The sequence below is a fragment of the Stenotrophomonas sp. YJH_SMC_10 genome, assembly GCF_059371555.1.
In genome coordinates this window covers 220,451-237,027 of sequence record NZ_JCAFUS010000004.1, presented here as the reverse complement: position 1 = coordinate 237,027, position 16,577 = coordinate 220,451, and the positions used below count along the sequence as shown (strand labels likewise).

Below are 16,577 nucleotides of genomic sequence, written 5' to 3'. Positions count from 1 at the left end.
GCTGGTCGGCACGCCTGCCCCATCACACCCGACCGAACACCAGCGCCGCGTTGGTGCCACCGAAGCCGAAGCTGTTGGACATCACCGTGTCCAGCTTCTGTGCGCGGCTCTCGCGCAGGATCGGGAAATCCACCACCTTCGGGTCCAGCTCGGCGATGTTGGCCGAACCGGCCACGAAGCCGTCGCGCATCATCAGCAGGCAGTAGATCGCCTCGTGCACGCTGGCCGCACCCAGTGAATGGCCGGACAGCGCCTTGGTCGAGGACAGCGGCGGCACCGCGTCGCCGAATACTTCGCGGATCGCGTTGAGCTCGGTGACATCGCCCAGCGGGGTCGAGGTGCCGTGGGTGTTGAGGTAATCCAGCGGGCGGTCGACGCCCTGCAGTGCCATCTTCATGCAGCGCACCGCGCCTTCACCGGAGGGCGCCACCATGTCGGCGCCATCGGAGGTCACGCCATAGCCGATCAGCTCGGCATGGATGCGCGCGCCGCGTGCGACGGCGTGGTCGTAATCCTCCAGCACCAGCATGCCGCCGCCACCGGCGATGACGAAGCCGTCGCGATCCTTGTCGTACGGGCGCGAGGCGCTGGCCGGAGTGTCGTTGAAGCTGGTCGACAGCGCGCCCATCGCGTCGAACATCACGCTCATGGACCAGTGCAGGTCTTCGCCACCACCGGCGAACATGATGTCCTGCGCACCGTGGCGGATCATGTCCGCGGCGGCGCCGATGCAGTGCGCCGAGGTCGCGCAGGCGGCCGACAGCGAGTAGCTGACGCCCTTGATCTGGTAGGCCGTGGCCAGGCAGGCCGAGACCGTCGAGCACATCGTGCGCGGCACCATGTACGGGCCGACCTTGCGCACGCCCCGTTCGCGCAGCAGGTCGACGGCACCGATCTGCCATTCGCTGGAGCCGCCGCCGGAGCCGGCAATCAGGCCGGTACGCAGGTGGCTGACCTGCTCGGGGCTGAGCCCGGCGTCGGCGATGGCATCGCGCATGGACAGGTAGGCGAAGGCTGCCGCATCGCTCATGAAGCGCTTCTGCTTGCGGTCGATCAGTGCGTCCAGGTCGAGGTCGACACGGCCGCCGACCTGGCTGCGCAGCCCGGCCTCGGCGTGGTCGGCCAGCTGGGTGATACCCGAGCGCCCTTCGCGCAGCGCAGACGATACGGTATCCAGATCATTGCCGAGGCAGGACGTGATGCCCATGCCGGTGATGACGACGCGACGCATCAGAAGCTCCCGGTTTCAGTGAACAGGCCGACGCGCAGGTCGCGCGCGCTGTAGATCTCGCGGTCATCCACGTACATGCGGGCGTCCGACTGGGCCATCACCAGCTTGCGGTTGATGACCCGGCTGATGTCGATCTCGTAGCGCACCCGCTTGGCGTCCGGCAGTACCTGGCCGGTGAATTTCACTTCGCCACAGCCCAGCGCGCGGCCCTTGCCAGGGGCCCCCAGCCAGGTCAGGAAGAAGCCGGTCAGCTGCCACATGGCGTCCAGGCCGAGGCAGCCGGGCATCACCGGGTCGCCGATGAAGTGGCAGCCGAAGAACCACAGGTCCGGGCGGATATCCAGCTCGGCGCGTACCATGCCCTTGCCGTGCGGTCCGCCGTCCTCGTGGATGTCGGTGATGCGGTCGAACATCAGCATCGGATCGTTGGGCAAACGGCCGGCGGCGGTGCCGAACAGTTCACCGCGTGCGCTGGCCAGCAGCTGTTCGCGGTTGAACGCGTGGAGACGGGTCATGAAGCACAATCCTGGAAGCGGGGAAACGGGGAAACAAGTTCTCGAGGATGCCCGTGGAAACTGTGCCGATCAAACATTTCAACCGTACGCAACCGTAGAGTTTTCAAGGGAATACGCGCATCCTGTTGATGTGCAACGACCATACTTCGGCGTGTGGCCTGCCTGGCCCGCCCCCGTCTTTTCCGCCCGACATGACCCGACTGCGCAAGATCATCCACGTTGACATGGACGCGTTCTACGCGTCGGTGGAGCAGCGCGACGATCCGTCACTGCGCGGCAAGCCGGTGGTTGTGGCATGGCGCGGCGCGCGTTCGGTGGTGTGTGCGGCCTCGTACGAGGCACGCGTGTTCGGCGTGCGTTCGGCGATGCCCGCGGTGCGCGCCGAGCGCCTGTGCCCGGACGCGATTTTCGTACCGCCGGATTTCGCGCGTTACAAGGCGGTGTCACAGCAGGTACGCGCGATCTTCCTGCGGCATACCGACCTGGTCGAACCGCTGTCGCTGGACGAGGCCTACCTGGACGTGACCGAGCCGAAGAGTGGCATCGAGCTGGCCACCGACATCGCGCGCACCATCCGCGCTCAGATCCGCGAGGAAACCCACCTGACTGCTTCAGCCGGGATCGCGCCGAACAAGTTCCTGGCCAAGATCGCGTCGGACTGGCGCAAGCCGGATGGCCAGTTCGTGATTCCACCGCAGCGGGTGGACGCGTTCCTGTTGCCGCTGCCGGTGAAGCGGGTGCCTGGCGTGGGCAAGGTGATGGAGGGCAAGCTGGCCGCGCGCGGCATCGTCACCTGCGGCGACCTGCGGCAATGGGCATTGACCGATCTGGAAGAGGCGTTCGGCAGTTTCGGGCGCAGCCTGTACAACCGGGCGCGCGGCATCGACGAGCGGCCGGTGGAGCCGGACCAGCAGGTGCAGTCGATTTCCTCGGAGGACACCTTCGCCGAAGACCTGCTGCTGGAAGACCTGACCGAGGCAATCGTGCAGTTGGCGGAGAAGACCTGGAAGGCCACCCGCAAGACCGAGCGTGTCGGCCATACCGTGGTGCTGAAGCTGAAGACCGCGCAGTTCCGCATCCTCACCCGCAGCTTCACCCCGGAGCGCGCGCCGGAATCGATGGAAGAACTGCGCGACATCGCGCTGGCCCTGCGCGCCCGCGTCGACCTGCCGGCGGAGACCCGTTACCGCCTGGTTGGCGTCGGGCTCGGCGGCTTCCGCGAGAAGGAGGCGGTGGTGCAGGGGGAGTTGTTCGAGCACGGACCGAACGAGTCCACATCCCTCTGATCGTCAAAGGCGGGGTCAGCGCCCGTTGCGCAGCAACGGGATCCGACCCCAGTAGATTGCCGATATCTGTCGAAGGCGGGGTGGGTCCGGTTGCGGGGGCGTGAGCGCCATGGATGGCGCGACCGAGCCTCCATGGACGGATTCACGGCGTCCCCCGCAACCGGACCCACCTCGCCATCCCACGGATAGCCAGCTGTTGCTGTTGCTTCGGCTGTTGCTGTTGCCTCTGCAGGTGCAGGGCGCAGCCCTGCAAAAGAAAACGCCCTACCTCATGGCCACTGCATCTCGCCCTTGGCCACCTTTGCACTCAGCTCCAGCGACGCCACGCCGGCCAGCGTCGGGTAGCGCGACTGCATCGCCTTCACCAGCGCCGCACTGTCCTTGGCCTTTGCCGTTTCGGCATCGAACGTGCGGATGTAGTCCGCAGTGAAGCGCAGTGCACTGGCATCCAGCGCCGCACCCGGCGCGTAGTGCCCCGGCACCACCACCTTCGGCTTCAGTGCCTGCAGTCGCTGCAGGGTCTGCAGCCAGTCGGTGTGCGACTTCGGCGTCTGCGTGTCGGCCATCCACACGTGCTCGCCGGCCACCACCGGAATGCCACCAACGATCGCGCGCAGCGACGGCACCCACAGCACGGTGCGGTCCGGGGTCGGGCCGTCCAGGCCGATCAGCGGCAGGCGCTGGCCTTCCAGCTGCAGGGCATCACCGTCCAGCACCTGCGGCACGACGATGCGCGCCGGCGCATCGGCTCCCATCTTCGGTCCCCAGTAGGCCAGCTTGCCGGCCTGCGTCTGCCGGATATGCGCAACGGTCTGCGCGGTGGCGACGATGCGTGCCTGCGGGAAGGCGTCCTGCACGGTGGCCAGGCCGAAGTAGTAGTCCGGATCGCCGTGGCTGATGTAGATCGTGGTCAGCTGCTTGCCGCTGGCGCGGATCCGTTCGACCAGTTTGCGCGCGTCGCTGGCACCGAACTGCGCATCGACCAGGATCGCGTCGTGGCGGCCTTCGATCAGCACCGAGGAGACCGAGAACATCGCCTGCGGGCCGGGATGGAAGGTCTGCAGGTGCAGCTGGGATTTCGTCGCCGCTGCCGGCGCCGGGGTGGCCGGTGCGGCGAGCAGCGGTGCACTGGTGAAGCTGGCGGCCAGGGCGAGGGGGAGCAGCAGGGCAGCGGTACGCATGGGAATTCCTTGTGTAGAGCCGGGCCAATGCCCGGCTGCATGTTCGCGTAGAGCCGAGCGCGGGCTCTGCTCTACAAGGGACGTGCGTGGATCAATACGCGGCCGTGATGATCTGCTTCGGGTACTGGTGTGCTTCCAGCTCGGCGACGAACGCTGCACCGTAGTCGGCGTAGCTGATGCGGCTGTGGCCGCTGGCATCGGCGAGGAAGGCCTTGGGCTGCACGCGGTACTGGCCGCGCTCTTCGCCCGGGCCGATTTCGGCGGCCGGCGAGAAGAAGGTCCAGTCCAGGTCGTCCACTGCCTGCAGGCGGTTGAACGCCTCGCGATGGGCCAGCGCGTACGGCTTGTAGGCCTCCGGGAAGTCGGGGGTATCGACCAGCTGAACGCCGGGCGCGACTTCCAGGCTGCCGGCACCACCGACCACCACCAGGCGCGGCACGCCGGCCTTGCGTGCGGCGGCGGCCAGCTGCGCGGCGACCTCGCCCACACGGCCGATGTCATCGCCGGGGCGCGGGCCGTAGGCACTGGCCAGCACGTCGTGGCCGGCAATGGCGGCGACCAGCGCATCCAGGTCGTCCAGCGAGGCGACCACTGGATGCGCACCGGCCAGTTCAGCCGGGAGGTCCTGCGCGCTGCGCACGATGACGGTGAGTTCGTGGCCGCGGGCCAGCGCGTGGCGGGCGATCTGGCGGCCGATGTTGCCGGTGGAACCAACGAGGGCGATCTTCATGGCAGGACTCCGTGGGGCGGTGTGGGGTGGGAATGGGGCCACTCTAGGGCCCTGCAGTCGGCCGAAAAACAGCGTATAACGCGCTTGTTTGTTGCATGGATCGAGCATATGGACCGATTGACCGCCATGACCGTGTTCGTCGAAGTGGCCGAGCGTGGCAGCCTGACCGCGGCCGCCGAGGTGCTGGACATGTCGCGGGCGATGGTCAGCCGCTACCTGGCCGAGGTCGAGGCCTGGCTGGGCGCGCGCCTGCTGCACCGGACCACGCGCCGGGTCAGCCTGACCGGCCCGGGCGAGGCGGCGCTGGCGCGCTTCCGCCAGATGCTGGCGATCGGTGAGGAACTGCAGGGCGAGCTGGCCAGCGACGATCCCGAGCCACACGGCACGCTGCGGGTCACCGCCAGCGTGTCGTTCGGGCAGAGCCACCTGGCACGGGCCGTTGCCGGCTTTGTTGCGCGCCATCCTGCCGCGCGCATCGAGCTGCTGCTGGTCGACCGCATGGTGAACCTGGTGGAGGAGCGGGTGGACCTGGCGGTGCGCATCGCGCGCCAGATCGACCCCAGCCTGATCGCGCGGCGGTTGGCCACCTGCCGCTCGGTACTGTGCGCAACGCCGTCGTACCTGCAGGCACGCGGCACGCCCACCGCCCCCGAGCACCTGGCCGCGCACAACTGCCTGACCCACCATTACGTCGGCAAGAGCCTGTGGCAGCTGCACCGCGATGGCCGTTCGCTGTCGGTGGCGGTGGGCGGCAACATCAGTGCCAACGAGGCCTCGCTGCTGCTGGAGGCGGTGCGGGCCGGTGCCGGCATCGCCATGCTGCCGACCTACCAGGTGGCACCGTTGCTGCGCAGCGGTGAACTGATCGAACTGCTGCCTGCGTTCAGTCTGGACGAACTCGGTATTCATGCCGTGTACGCGTCACGCCGCCAGCAGCCCGCTATCATGCGGCGATTCCTGGACTACCTGGCCGAGTGCTTCGCCAGCCCGGCCTTCCAGGATCTGGATTGGCGCCCACCGGGCAAGGAGAACACATGAACCATGGACAGGCCTTGATCGACCACAACCGTGCTGCCTGGGACCGCCAGGCCAGCGAAGTGCGCGAATGGTCGCGCCCGGTGGAGAGTTCAACGATTGCCGCCGCGCGCGAAGGGCGTTGGCAGGTGCACCTGACGCCCCGCGCCCTGCCGCTGGACTGGCTGGGCGATGTGCGCGGCCGCCGGGTGCTGTGCCTGGCCTCGGGCGGTGGCCAGCAGGCACCGGTGCTGGCGGCGGCCGGGGCCGACGTCACCGTGTTCGACCTGTCCGACGGGCAGCTGGAACAGGACCGCAGCGTGGCGGCGCGCGACGGCCTGCGGCTGCGCACGGTGCAGGGCGACATGCGCGACCTGCACGTATTTGCCAATGACAGCTTCGATGTGGTGTTCCACCCCATTTCCAATCTGTACGTGCCCGACGTGCGCCCGGTCTGGACCGAATGCCGGCGCGTGCTCGCGCGCGATGGCATGTTGATGGCCAGCTTCTACAACCCGGTGCTGTTCGTCGGTGCGCGCGATCCGCAGCTCGATGCGCAGGGCCTGATCCGGCCGCAGTACGCCATTCCCTATTCGGACCTGGAAGACCTGCCCGCCGCCGAACGTGAGGCGAAACTCGCCCGCGGCGATGCGCTGACCTTTGGCCACAGCCTGACCGAATTGATCGGCGGCCAGCTGGATGCGGGGTTCGTCATCGATCGCTTCATGGAAGACTGGCAGCCGCAGCCGCGCTTCCTGATCGACCGCTACCTGCCCACGTTCCTGGCCACCCGCGCGCGCCGGATCGGCTGAGGCGGATCGGCGCAGAAACCAGCGGCGTACAATGGGCGGCCCCACGTCGTGCAGGTGCCGTCCCTTGTCGTATCCCTATCCGCTGGTCGTGTTCGACCTTGATGGCACGCTGGTCGACAGCGCAGCTGATATCGCCGAAGCACTGAACCGCACGCTGGAAGACATCGGCATGGCACGCGTGCCGGAAGCCACCGTGCTCGGCTGGATCGGCGACGGCGTGCGCCGCCTGGTCGAACAGGCCGTGCACGCCGCCGGTCGTGAGGTCGACCTGGCCGAGGTGATGCCGGTCTTCATGGTGCACTACCGCGAGTGCCTGCTGCGCAGCCCGCGCCTGTTCGATGGCGTGGCCGACGCACTGGCGCAGCTGCGCGCGCGCGACGTGCCACTGGCGATCTGCACCAACAAGCCCGAAGCACTGGTGCCGCCTCTGCTGCAGCACCTGGGCATTGGTGATGCGTTCGCGCTGGTACTGGGGGGCGATTCGCTGCCGCAGCGCAAGCCCAGTGGCGAACCGCTGCGGCACATCGCTACGCATTTCGCGCTGCCGGTGGACGCCTGCCTGATGGTGGGAGATTCGTTGACCGACTACCGCGCCGCCGAAGAGGCCGGCATGCCGATCGCGCTGGTGCGCTACGGCTACCCGCGCGGCCTGGATCTGGCCAGCGCGCATGCGGTGGCAGTGATCGACGACCTGCGTGAGTTGCCGGGGTTGGCCGCGGGCCGGTAACCCAGCCAACGCAACAGGTGGTGCCGGCCGCTTGCCGGCAACCCAAGGCCGACGCAACAGGTAGTGCCGGCCGCTGGCCGGCAACCCAGGGCCAACGCATCGGGTAGTGCCGGCCGCTGGCCGGCAACCCAGGGCCAACGCAACGGGTAGTGCCGGCCGCTGGCCGGCAACCCCGAGGACGTCGCCGAAGGTCATGATGTTGCCGCCCGCTGGCCGGCACCACCATGACCGTCGCGGTCATTTCGGCTGGTAACGCACGCTCAGCTGGTACTCGCGACCGGGCTGGTTGAACCACGCCACTGTTTCATAGCGGCGGTCGAACACGTTGGCAGCGCGCGCCAGCAGCGACCACGACGGCGTCAATGCGTATTCGGCGCGAACATCCAGCGTACCGTAGCCGCCCACCTTCACCGCATTCGAGGCGTCGTCATAGCGCTTGCCCGCACCCTGCACGGTGAGGCCGGCACGGAAGTCCCCGAAGCGGCGATCGATGTCCAGGCGCGCAGTCTGCTGTGCACGACGCGGCAGCCATTTGTCGAACTGGCTGCTGCCGCGGGTGCGGTTGCGCGGGTCGGTGTAGCTCAGCTGCGCGTTGAGGTCGAAGCCGGCCAGCAGCATGCCACCGGTCAGTTCGGCGCCGCGGATGCGCGCCTTCTCCACCTGCTGCATCCTGAACGTCGACGCATCGTAGGTGATCAGGTCATCGATGCGGGTCTCGTACACATCCAGGCCCCAATGCCAGCCCTGGCCCTGCTGCGAAACCCCCAGGTTGGCACTCTTGGACTTCTCCGGCTTCAACGTCGGCACGCCGCTCCACGGGTCGTACAGGTCGCTGAAGGTCGGCGCCTTGAACGCGGTGCCGTAGCTGGCATTGACGCGCAGGCCGTGTCCCAGTTCCATCGCCCAGCCGACACTGCCGGTGGCATGGTTGCCGAACTGCTGGTTGTCGTCGTTGCGCGCACTGGCCTGTAGCTGGTGGCGACCAAAGCGGCCCTGGTACTGCACGAACACGCCGGTGTTGCGACGGCTGTCGACCAGATAGCCGGCACTGCTGCCATCCAGGTTGTCCTGGCTCCAGTCCACACCGGTGCTCAGCAGCTGGCCCTCGGCCAAGCCGATGTCACCCTGCAGCGAGGCGCTGTCGCGGTGGGTCTGCGCACTGCCACGCGCACCGAAGTCGCCGACGTTGTCCGACTCGTTGTCGCTGCGGCCGACATTGGCGGTCAATGCCAGGCGCTCGGACGGGGTGTAGCGCACCTTGCCGGCCAGCACCTGCTGACGGGTTTCCGAGTAGTTGTAGTAGCCGTCGTAGTGGTTCTTGCCGTCGGCACGCAGTGCGCTGCCTTCCACGCTCCACTGGTCGTTGAAGGTGTAGCCGCCGCGCAGGCTCTTGGACAGGTTGCGGTAGCCGTCGCGGTCATGTTCGTCGGCAAAGCAACCGGTGAACAGCGTTGCCGAGCCGCGGCAGGCATCGATGCCATCAGAATGCTGGTAGGCGATGTCGGCGCCGAACCAGCCGCGCTCGGTACCGCCGCCGATGCCGCCGCTGGCCTCGCGCAGGCCGTTGCTGCCACCGCCGAGCTGGAAGTGCGGCGCGAAATCGCCCGGGGTGCGGCGGGTGAAGATCTGGATCACGCCGCCGATGGCGTCGGCACCGTACAGGCTGGACTGCGGGCCACGCACGATCTCCACGCGCTCGATCTGCGCCAGCGGCAGGTCCTGGTACATCGCCAGGCCGAGGTCGGCGCTGTTGATGCGCACGCCATCGACCAGCACCACGGTGTGGCCCGAGTTGGTGCCGCGCAGGAACAGCGAGCTCTGCTTGCCCAGCCCGCCGGCATTGGTCAGGTTGATGCCGGCGCGGCCGCGCAGCAGTTCCTGCAGTGAAGTGGCCTGGCTGGATTCGATCTGGGCGCGGTCGATCACCTGCGCCGGCGCGATGCTGTCCTGCAGGGCGATCGGGGTGCGGGTGGCGGTGACCAGGATCTGGTCGAGCGCGGTGGTGTCATCGGCGGCCTGGACCAGCGCGGGCAGGGCGGCCAGCACGGCCAGGGACAGCATTCGGGACTGCAGCTTCATGGGGAACTCCAGGTGCCACGCACGCCCGCGTGGCGAAGGGGAGGAGCCGCGAAGGCAGGCATGCGCCGACGCCGCAGCGCAGGCTGCGGTCATCCAGCGCCATGCCCACCGCATCGCGACCTGAGGCTTCCGGGCCGGTCTCCGGGCTTGCCGCCGGGTGGCCGGGGGGCCACCGTCCAGGCGCCTTCCCATGCACAGGGCACAGTGGCGTTGTTGCCTGGAACTGACGTGCTTACCGTTGCGGGGGCAGCGCCGGCATGGCGTGGAATCACGCGTCACCGGCTTCCCGTTTCAACCTGCCGGCCGTGGCCGCAGGTCACCTGGAAGTGCGCGCAGTCTACGGCATCGCAGGCGGCCCGTAGCGCCGCGCTTGCTCGACTGCCTTTGCCATGCCTTTAGAATGGCCCCTTGATCCCGTGGTGCCGTTGCCGATGTCCGCCTGTTTTCCGCTGTTCCCGCGTTGCCTGTACAGGACGCGCGCATGATCCTCGACCTGGTCCGCCATGCCGGCAACGGTCGCGATGAGTTCCTCGATGGCCGCAGCGATCCACCGCAGCTGGCCCGCCTGCCGCAGGAACTGGTCGATGCCTACGCCGCGCAGCCCTGGGAGCGGGTGATCAGTTCGCCGCGGCTGCGCTCGCTGCACACGGCGATGGCCCTGGCCACCCCGCGCGGGCTGGACGTGGAAGCAGACGAGGAATGGGAAGAGCTGGATTTCGGCGATTGGGACGGGCAGTCGCTGTTCGACCTGCCGGAGGATGCACTCGCTGCCTTCCACGCCGATCCGCATGCGTTCCCACCGCCGAACGGCGAAAGCTGGGGCCACTTCGAGCGGCGCATCGCGCGCGCGCTCGACCGCCTGCTGGACGAGGATGATCCGGTGCCGACGCTGGTGGTTAGCCATGGTGGCCCGCTGCGCATGGTGCTGTCGCAGGTCTGCGGCCTGCCGATGTCGCTGTGCTGGGCGCTGCGCATCGACCACGGCACGCGCCTGCGGGTATGGCTGGAACGTGGCGAAGCCGGGCTGGCAGGCGAGCTGCTGGAACTGCAGCAGCCGTAACCCCTCGGTAGTGCCGGCCGCTGGCCGGCAGCCTCGGGAACGCTGCGAAGATCATGCAGTTGCCGGCCAGCGGCCGGCACTACCAGGCCGTCAATCCTCGTCTGCATCCTCGGCAACGCTGTCTTCAGCGTCATCGTCGGCATCGAAGCGTTGTTCGTGCACCGGGCCCGAGGCGGGGCCGGCCGCCTTCAGCGGATGCGCGGCGATGCGTGCTTCGTAATCCTGCACCAGCGCCTCACGCTGCGGCTCGCTGAGTTCCTGCCAGTGGCAGTCCAGCAACGCGCCTTCCAGCGAGTACAGCAGGTTCAGGCTGGGCTTGAAGCCGGCGCGCTTGACCTTGACGAAGGCGCCCACCGCACCGATCGCGACCAGATCCTCGCGGCTGCGCAGGCCGACCTGGCGCAGCCAGGCCGCGCTCTTGGGGCCGATGTTGCGCAGCTTGGGTGCGCTCATCCCAGCGCCTCGACGAATACCCGGGCGATGGCTTCCAGGCCGGCCTGGTCATCGGCGTCGAAGCGGCCGATCTTCGGGCTGTCGATGTCGAACACGCCGATCAGTTCATCACCGCGCAGCAGCGGTACCACCAGTTCCGAGCGCGAGGCCGAATCGCAGGCGATGTGGCCGGGGAAGGCATCGACGTCGTCCACGCGCTGGGTCACGCGCTGGCTGGCGGCGGCACCGCACACGCCCTTGTCCAGCGGGATGCGCACGCAGGCCGGCAGGCCTTGGAACGGGCCGACCACCAGTTCCTTGCCGTCGTAAAGGTAGAAGCCCACCCAGTTCAGGTCGGGCAGGGCGTGGTAGACCAGTGCGGAGAGGTTGGCCGCGTTGGCGATGCGGTCGGACTCGGCGTAGACCAGGCCACGGGCCTGTTCCAGCAGCTGGGCGTATTGTTCCGGCTTGCTGCCGGTGAGCGAGGCATTGGCGAACATGCCCGCAGTCTAGCAAGCGCGCCGGGCCGGCGATAATGCACGCTCTGTTGCCCTGTTGGAGCCCATCGATGCCGTTGCCCGCTACGCTGCCGCCCGCCCTGTTCATCACCGGCACCGACACCGAAATCGGCAAGACCGCGGCCAGCACCGCGCTGCTGCATGCGCTGCGGCGGCGCGGCCTGCGCGCGGTGGGCATGAAGCCGGTGGCCAGTGGCAGCGAAGACCTGGGGCAGGGCCTGCGCAACGAGGACGCGTTGGCCCTGCAGGCGGCCAGCCGGCCGGTGCCGGACTATGCCGATCTGAACCCGTACGCGCTGCGGCAGCCGCTGGCACCGGAGCTGGCCGCTGCCGAGGACGGCGTGCAGGTGGAACTGACGCGGATCGTGGCCGCGTTCGCGCGACTGCGCGCGCAGGCCGACATCGTGGTGGTGGAGGGCGTCGGTGGGTGGCTGGCACCGGTCTCGGCCACGCTGGACCAGCTCGACCTGGTACGTGCACTGCAGTTGCCGGTGCTGCTGGTGGTGGGCATGCGGCTGGGCTGCGTCAACCATGCGCGCCTGACCGCGCAGTCGCTGCAGGCCAGTGGCGTGGAGTGCCTGGGCTGGATCGGCAACCACATCGATCCGGCCATGCAGCGCCAGGACGAGAACATCGCCACGCTGCGGCAGCGGCTGCCGATGCCGTGCTGGGGACGGCTGCCCCATCTGCCGGGGGCGGACGGCGAAGCGCTGAGCGCGCACCTGCTCGATTGATCCTGGGTAGTGCCGGCCGCTGGCCGGCAACTGCATCCACCCGGTGATCCCGATGGTGCCGGCCAGCGGCCGGCACTACCGTGCTGCAGCCGCCAGCTCCCGTGGGATCGCACCCAGCCGCTCCACCGCACCGGTGAAGCGCGCATCCAGCGTCTGGCAGCACGACAGGCGCAGGCAGTGGCGATAGCGCGCACCGCGCGAGTACACCTGGCCGGGCATGAACACGATGTCCTCCTGCAGCGCTCGCTCGAACAGCTCGCGCGTGTCCACGCCCGGCAGTTCCAGCCAGAGCAGGAAGCCGCCCTGCGGTTCGGTCGCGCGGGTCCCGGCCGGGAAGTGTTCGGCCACCAGCTGGCGCAGCCGTCCCACCTGTTCGCGGTACAGCCGGCGCATGCGGTGCAGGTGATGCTCGTAGCTGCCCGCCTCCAGATACGCCGCGACCGCATCGCCGAGCAGTTGTGGCTCGCCGCCGGTGGACTGGAATTTCAGCAGCGCGATGCGTTCGGCGAAGCGGCCGCCATCCAGCCAGCCGATGCGGTAATCCGGCGCCAGCGTCTTGGAAAAGCCTCCCACGACCATCACCCAGCCGTCGCGATCGAAGGCTTTCAGCAACGGAGCCGGTGGCTCGCAGAACTGCAGCTCGGCATACACCGCATCCTCGATCAGCGGCAGCTGGCGTGCATTGACCAGCTCGGCCAGGCGCTGCTTGGCGGCGGTCGGCATGGTACAGCCCAGCGGATTGTGCACGGTGGGCATCACCACCAGTGCGGCCAGCGGCGTGTGCTCCAGCATCGCCTCCAGCGCATCGACCTCCAGGCCGTGCTGCGGATGGGTGGGCAGCTCGATGGCCTGCAGGCCGAGGTTGGCCAGCAACGGGTACAGGTTGAAGTAGGAGGGCGCCTCGATGCCCACCGCGTCGCCCGGTTCGGTCACCGCGCGCAGGGCCAGCTGCAGGGCCTCCATCGCACCATGGGTCAACAGCAGGCGCTCGCTGTGGGTATGCAGCCCCATGCGCGGGCCACGCCGCACGATCTGCGCCAGCAGGCGTGGCGAGCCGTTCGGGCGCGCGTAGGTCTCCACCGTCTGCTGGCCATGGCGCAGCACCTGCGCGGTGTGACGGGCCACCTGCGCGCCCGGGTAGAACTGCCGACCGCGCGGGCCGGCGAAGGCCAGGTCGACCACGCCCGGGCGGCGCTGTGCCTCCAGCACCCGCGCCATGAGTACCTGCTGCAGCGGTGCGGTCGGGGCCGAGGGCACATCGCGCAGTGACCGTTCCGGTACCGATAACCGCGGCGCCACCTCGAAGCCGGCCTTGGGCCGCGGAATCACCAGACCGGCATCTTCCAGCTGGCGGTAGGCGGCAATCACGGTGTTCAGGCTGAGCCTGCGCTGCGAGGCCATCTGCCGCAGCGAGGGCAGGCGGCTGCCGACCGGAAGACGTCCGCCATGGATGGCCTCGGCCAGTTCATCGGACAGCCGCTGGTAGCGGGGAGGAATCATCGTGGCCTGGTCATCTGTATCCATCGAAGATCCCGCCATCTGGTGCTGTACCCGTGATGATGGCGAGCCTAGCATGTTGTCGTCGGCCGGGCCTGATCGGGGCGTGGCCGGTATTTTCCAAGCGCACGGCTGGATGGCCGTGCGTCTTTTTTTGGGTAGTGCCGGCCGCTGGCCGGCCATCCCGGGATCCGGAACAGTGCGGTTGCCGGCCAGCAGAAGGCGCTACCCAGGTCGTTACCGCATCGGCACCAGCACCGCCTCGCGCCGGTACAGCGCCGGGAACTGCTTGGCCAGGGCCGCCAGCTTCGGTGCGTCGTAGTAGCGGATGTAGGCCGCCTGCGGGTAGTTGGTCATGTAGTTCTGGTGGTAACTCTCGGCCGGGTAGAAGCGCTGGCCGCTGACCAGCTGGGTGACGATCGGTGCGCGGTAGCTGCCGGCCTGGCCGAGCTGGGTGATGTAGGCGCGGCTGGCGGCCTGCTGGCGGGCGTCATCGCTGAAGATCGCCGAGCGGTACTGGCTGCCGTGGTCGGGCCCCTGGCGGTTGAGCTGGGTCGGGTCGTGCGCGACCGAGAAGAACACCTGCATCAGCTGCCCGTAGCTGACCTGGCGCGGGTCGTAGTCGATCTTCACTGCTTCGGCATGGCCGGTCTGGCCACCGCTGACGTGCTCATAACGCGCATTGGCCGCACTGCCACCGATATAGCCGGAGACCGCGTTGCTCACGCCCTTGACGTGCTGGAACACGCCCTGCACGCCCCAGAAGCAACCACCGGCGAACACCACGCTGGCGTGGGTCGCGTCATCGCGGAACGCCGCATCGCCGGTGGGGGCCGGCAGTGCCTGGATCTGCGCGCTGGCTTCGACCGGTGCCGCAGCCGCGCCGTGGTCGACCAGCAGCACGCCGGCAATCAAGGCCGTGGCCACCAGGCCGGCCACACCGGCGGCGATGCCCTGTTCAAAGGAGAGTTTCATCATGTCCTCCCGGTTCAACCGAAGGTGAAGGCATAGGCCTGCACGCCCGCATCGAGGAACTCGATCTCGAAGCGGTGCGGGCCGACCGTGCCGCGCTGGCGCACCAGCTGGTACAGGCGGTGCTCGTCGACCACGCCACTGCCATCGGCACCGACATCACTGCCGGCGTCGGCGGCGGGCAGCGGCTTGCCATCCAGCCAGACGCGGAAGCGCACCGGCGTTCCTTCCTGGCCCGGTGCCAGCACCAGGTGCAGGTCGCGGGCATGGAACTGGAAGGCGATGCGGCCGCCAGCCTGCTGCAGCTGTGCGGCCTCGTCGGTGATGGTCCAGCGCCCGGACAGTCCCCACTGGTTCAACGCCAGGCTGGCCGGCAGCGTGTAGTCGAACGCGGCGTCGCTGCGCTGCCCGCCGGGCGAGGCGAACTGCTCGGCACGGGCGTGGCCCAGGTAGGTTTCCGGCGAGCGCAGGTTGCTCATGTCGGCCTGCGCGGCCACGCCCTTCAGCTCGGCGGCAGCGGGATCGGCGGGCGGCGGCAGGTTCGTCTGCCCGGCGTCGGCCAGCAGGCGACGGATCATCTGTTCCGAGCGCGCGTAGTTGCCTTCACCGAACTGGTGGCCGCGGATGTTGCCCTGTGCGTCGACGAAGTACTGCGCCGGCCAGTAGCGGTTGTTGAACGCGCGCCAGATCGTGTACTGGTTGTCCAGCGCCACCGGGTACTCGACCTTCAGCTGCTGCACCGCCTTCATCACGTTGCGCGGGTCACGCTCGAAGGCGAACTCCGGCGTGTGCACGCCGATCACCACCAGGCCGTGGTCGCGGTAGCGGCGCTCCCATTCGTGCACGAACGGCATCGCGCGCAGGCAGTTGATGCAGGAGTAGGTCCAGAAATCGATCAGCACGACCTTGCCGCGCAGCTGCTGGGCTGCCAGCGGGGGGCTGTTGAGCCAGCCGGTGGCACCGTCCAGCGCGGGCAGGGTGCCTTCCACCGGCAGCGGTGCATCGGCAGCGGCGTTGGCCCCGGCCATCATCATCATCGGCGGTGCCGACGGCTGCGCGCCGGGTACCGCATCCAGCAGGCCCTGCTCGATGCGGGCGGTGCTGACCGTGGAAAGACGGGTCAGCAGGCCGGTATCCCAGCCCAGGCCGATCGCCACCACCGCCAGCAGGGCGGCCACGCCCAGCCCCTTGCGCAGCGCATCGCCGAGGCCAAGCCGCGCCTGCAGCGCACGGAACACGCGGCCGCCGACCCACACCGCCAGCGCCAGCGCAGTGATCGCGCCCAGCGCATACGCCAGCAGCAGGGTGCTGGTCCCCACGCTGGCGCCATGCAGGGCGGCACCGGTCAGCACCAGGCCAAGGATCGGCCCCGCGCAGGGCGCCCACAGCAGGCCGGTGGCGATGCCGATCAGCAGCGATGTCCACGCACCGCCCCGTCCCGCCGCGTCGGCGGCATCGGCACGCGCGCTCAGGCGGGCGCCCACGCGCTGGAACGGTGCCAGCAGGTGGTCGGCCAGTCGCGGCCACAGCAGGGCCAGCGCGAACAGCGCCATCAGCAGCAGGGCGATCCAGCGTCCGACCTGGTTGGCCTGCGCCACCCACTGGCTGCCGACCGCGGCCAGGCTGGCAACCACGGTGAAGGTGAGCGCCATGCCCAGCAGCAGCGGCAGCGTGCTGCGCAGGAACGGTCGGTCGGCACGCGCGAACACGAACGGCAGCACCGGCAGGATGCACGGGCTGAGCAGGGTCAGCGCGCCCCCCAGGTAGGCAAGCAGCAACAGCAGCATGG

At 68.8% G+C, this 16,577-nt stretch carries 16 protein-coding genes and 1 riboswitch; of the genes, 6 read left to right on the top strand and 10 right to left on the bottom strand.

Annotation, left to right across the window (positions count from 1 at the left end):
- Positions 1-22: 22 nt before the first annotated feature.
- Together fabB and fabA are read right to left on the bottom strand one after the other, a co-directional pair.
- Positions 23-1,231: a beta-ketoacyl-ACP synthase I gene (gene fabB, locus AC5P9C_RS08490; protein WP_313226787.1), complete on the bottom strand. Its 1,209-nt coding sequence runs from the start codon at positions 1,229-1,231 to the stop codon at positions 23-25.
- Positions 1,231-1,746 carry a 3-hydroxyacyl-[acyl-carrier-protein] dehydratase FabA gene (gene fabA, locus AC5P9C_RS08485; protein ID WP_049464516.1) on the bottom strand — a complete coding sequence of 172 codons (516 nt, stop codon included), beginning with the start codon at positions 1,744-1,746 and terminating at the stop codon, positions 1,231-1,233. Before fabA ends, fabB begins: the two co-directional genes overlap by 1 nt.
- Positions 1,747-1,937: 191 nt before the next feature.
- Between fabA and dinB the strand changes: the two genes are divergently transcribed.
- Complete coding sequence (gene dinB / locus AC5P9C_RS08480) at positions 1,938-3,032, top strand: DNA polymerase IV (RefSeq protein WP_057494279.1); 1,095 nt, start codon at positions 1,938-1,940, stop codon at positions 3,030-3,032.
- Between the two features lie 269 nt (positions 3,033-3,301).
- Here the strand turns inward: dinB and AC5P9C_RS08475 are convergent, their stop codons facing one another.
- Positions 3,302-4,213 carry an MBL fold metallo-hydrolase gene (locus AC5P9C_RS08475; protein WP_343541513.1) on the bottom strand — a complete coding sequence of 304 codons (912 nt, stop codon included), beginning with the start codon at positions 4,211-4,213 and terminating at the stop codon, positions 3,302-3,304.
- Positions 4,214-4,304: 91 nt separating this feature from the next.
- The gene (locus tag AC5P9C_RS08470) at positions 4,305-4,943 is read right to left on the bottom strand and encodes an NAD(P)-dependent oxidoreductase (RefSeq protein ID WP_043398852.1); all 639 of its coding nucleotides are present in this window, start codon (positions 4,941-4,943) and stop codon (positions 4,305-4,307) included.
- 108 nt (positions 4,944-5,051) lie between these two features.
- On the opposite strand from AC5P9C_RS08470, the gene AC5P9C_RS08465 reads away from it, so the two are divergent.
- The 3 genes from AC5P9C_RS08465 (at position 5,052) to gph (ending at position 7,496) form a co-directional block, all read left to right on the top strand.
- Positions 5,052-5,981 (top strand): LysR family transcriptional regulator, encoded by a 930-nt coding sequence (locus tag AC5P9C_RS08465; protein WP_049465043.1) that lies wholly within the window; start codon positions 5,052-5,054, stop codon positions 5,979-5,981.
- Positions 5,978-6,769: a class I SAM-dependent methyltransferase gene (locus AC5P9C_RS08460; RefSeq protein WP_049465045.1), complete on the top strand. Its 792-nt coding sequence runs from the start codon at positions 5,978-5,980 to the stop codon at positions 6,767-6,769. Before AC5P9C_RS08465 ends, AC5P9C_RS08460 begins: the two co-directional genes overlap by 4 nt.
- Positions 6,770-6,833: 64 nt before the next feature.
- A complete protein-coding gene (gene gph / locus AC5P9C_RS08455) occupies positions 6,834-7,496 on the top strand; it encodes a phosphoglycolate phosphatase (protein WP_049465047.1) in 663 nt (220 codons plus the stop codon).
- Positions 7,497-7,733: 237 nt separating this feature from the next.
- Here gph and btuB read toward each other — a convergent pair whose 3' ends face one another.
- Positions 7,734-9,575, bottom strand: coding sequence for a TonB-dependent vitamin B12 receptor (btuB, locus tag AC5P9C_RS08450; protein WP_343542980.1), 1,842 nt, complete (start codon positions 9,573-9,575; stop codon positions 7,734-7,736).
- A 115-nt stretch (positions 9,576-9,690) separates the two neighbouring features.
- A riboswitch (cobalamin riboswitch) is annotated at positions 9,691-9,914 on the bottom strand.
- Between the two features lie 142 nt (positions 9,915-10,056).
- Between btuB and AC5P9C_RS08445 the strand changes: the two genes are divergently transcribed.
- Entirely contained in the window at positions 10,057-10,635 is a 579-nt protein-coding gene (locus AC5P9C_RS08445; RefSeq protein WP_049465051.1) for a histidine phosphatase family protein, read from the top strand.
- Positions 10,636-10,725: 90 nt separating this feature from the next.
- On the opposite strand, the gene AC5P9C_RS08440 is transcribed toward AC5P9C_RS08445, so the two are convergent.
- Both AC5P9C_RS08440 and AC5P9C_RS08435 read right to left on the bottom strand, forming a co-directional pair.
- Positions 10,726-11,088 (bottom strand): TfoX/Sxy family protein, encoded by a 363-nt coding sequence (locus AC5P9C_RS08440; protein WP_049465052.1) that lies wholly within the window; start codon positions 11,086-11,088, stop codon positions 10,726-10,728.
- Positions 11,085-11,567, bottom strand: a complete 483-nt coding sequence (locus AC5P9C_RS08435; RefSeq protein ID WP_032959222.1) for a GAF domain-containing protein — start codon at positions 11,565-11,567, stop codon at positions 11,085-11,087. The genes AC5P9C_RS08440 and AC5P9C_RS08435 overlap by 4 nt, the downstream gene beginning before the upstream one ends.
- A 68-nt stretch (positions 11,568-11,635) precedes the next feature.
- Between AC5P9C_RS08435 and bioD the strand changes: the two genes are divergently transcribed.
- The gene (gene bioD, locus AC5P9C_RS08430) at positions 11,636-12,319 is read left to right on the top strand and encodes a dethiobiotin synthase (RefSeq protein WP_414615186.1); all 684 of its coding nucleotides are present in this window, start codon (positions 11,636-11,638) and stop codon (positions 12,317-12,319) included.
- A 75-nt stretch (positions 12,320-12,394) separates the two neighbouring features.
- Here the strand turns inward: bioD and AC5P9C_RS08425 are convergent, their stop codons facing one another.
- From AC5P9C_RS08425 to AC5P9C_RS08415, 3 genes are all read right to left on the bottom strand, one after another.
- Positions 12,395-13,843 carry an aminotransferase-like domain-containing protein gene (locus AC5P9C_RS08425; RefSeq protein WP_495205147.1) on the bottom strand — a complete coding sequence of 483 codons (1,449 nt, stop codon included), beginning with the start codon at positions 13,841-13,843 and terminating at the stop codon, positions 12,395-12,397.
- Between the two features lie 210 nt (positions 13,844-14,053).
- Entirely contained in the window at positions 14,054-14,791 is a 738-nt protein-coding gene (gene msrA, locus AC5P9C_RS08420) for a peptide-methionine (S)-S-oxide reductase MsrA (RefSeq protein WP_049465073.1), read from the bottom strand.
- Positions 14,792-14,805: 14 nt separating this feature from the next.
- Positions 14,806-16,575, bottom strand: coding sequence for a cytochrome c biogenesis protein DipZ (locus AC5P9C_RS08415; protein WP_164688878.1), 1,770 nt, complete (start codon positions 16,573-16,575; stop codon positions 14,806-14,808).
- Between the last annotated feature and the right edge of the window lie 2 nt (positions 16,576-16,577).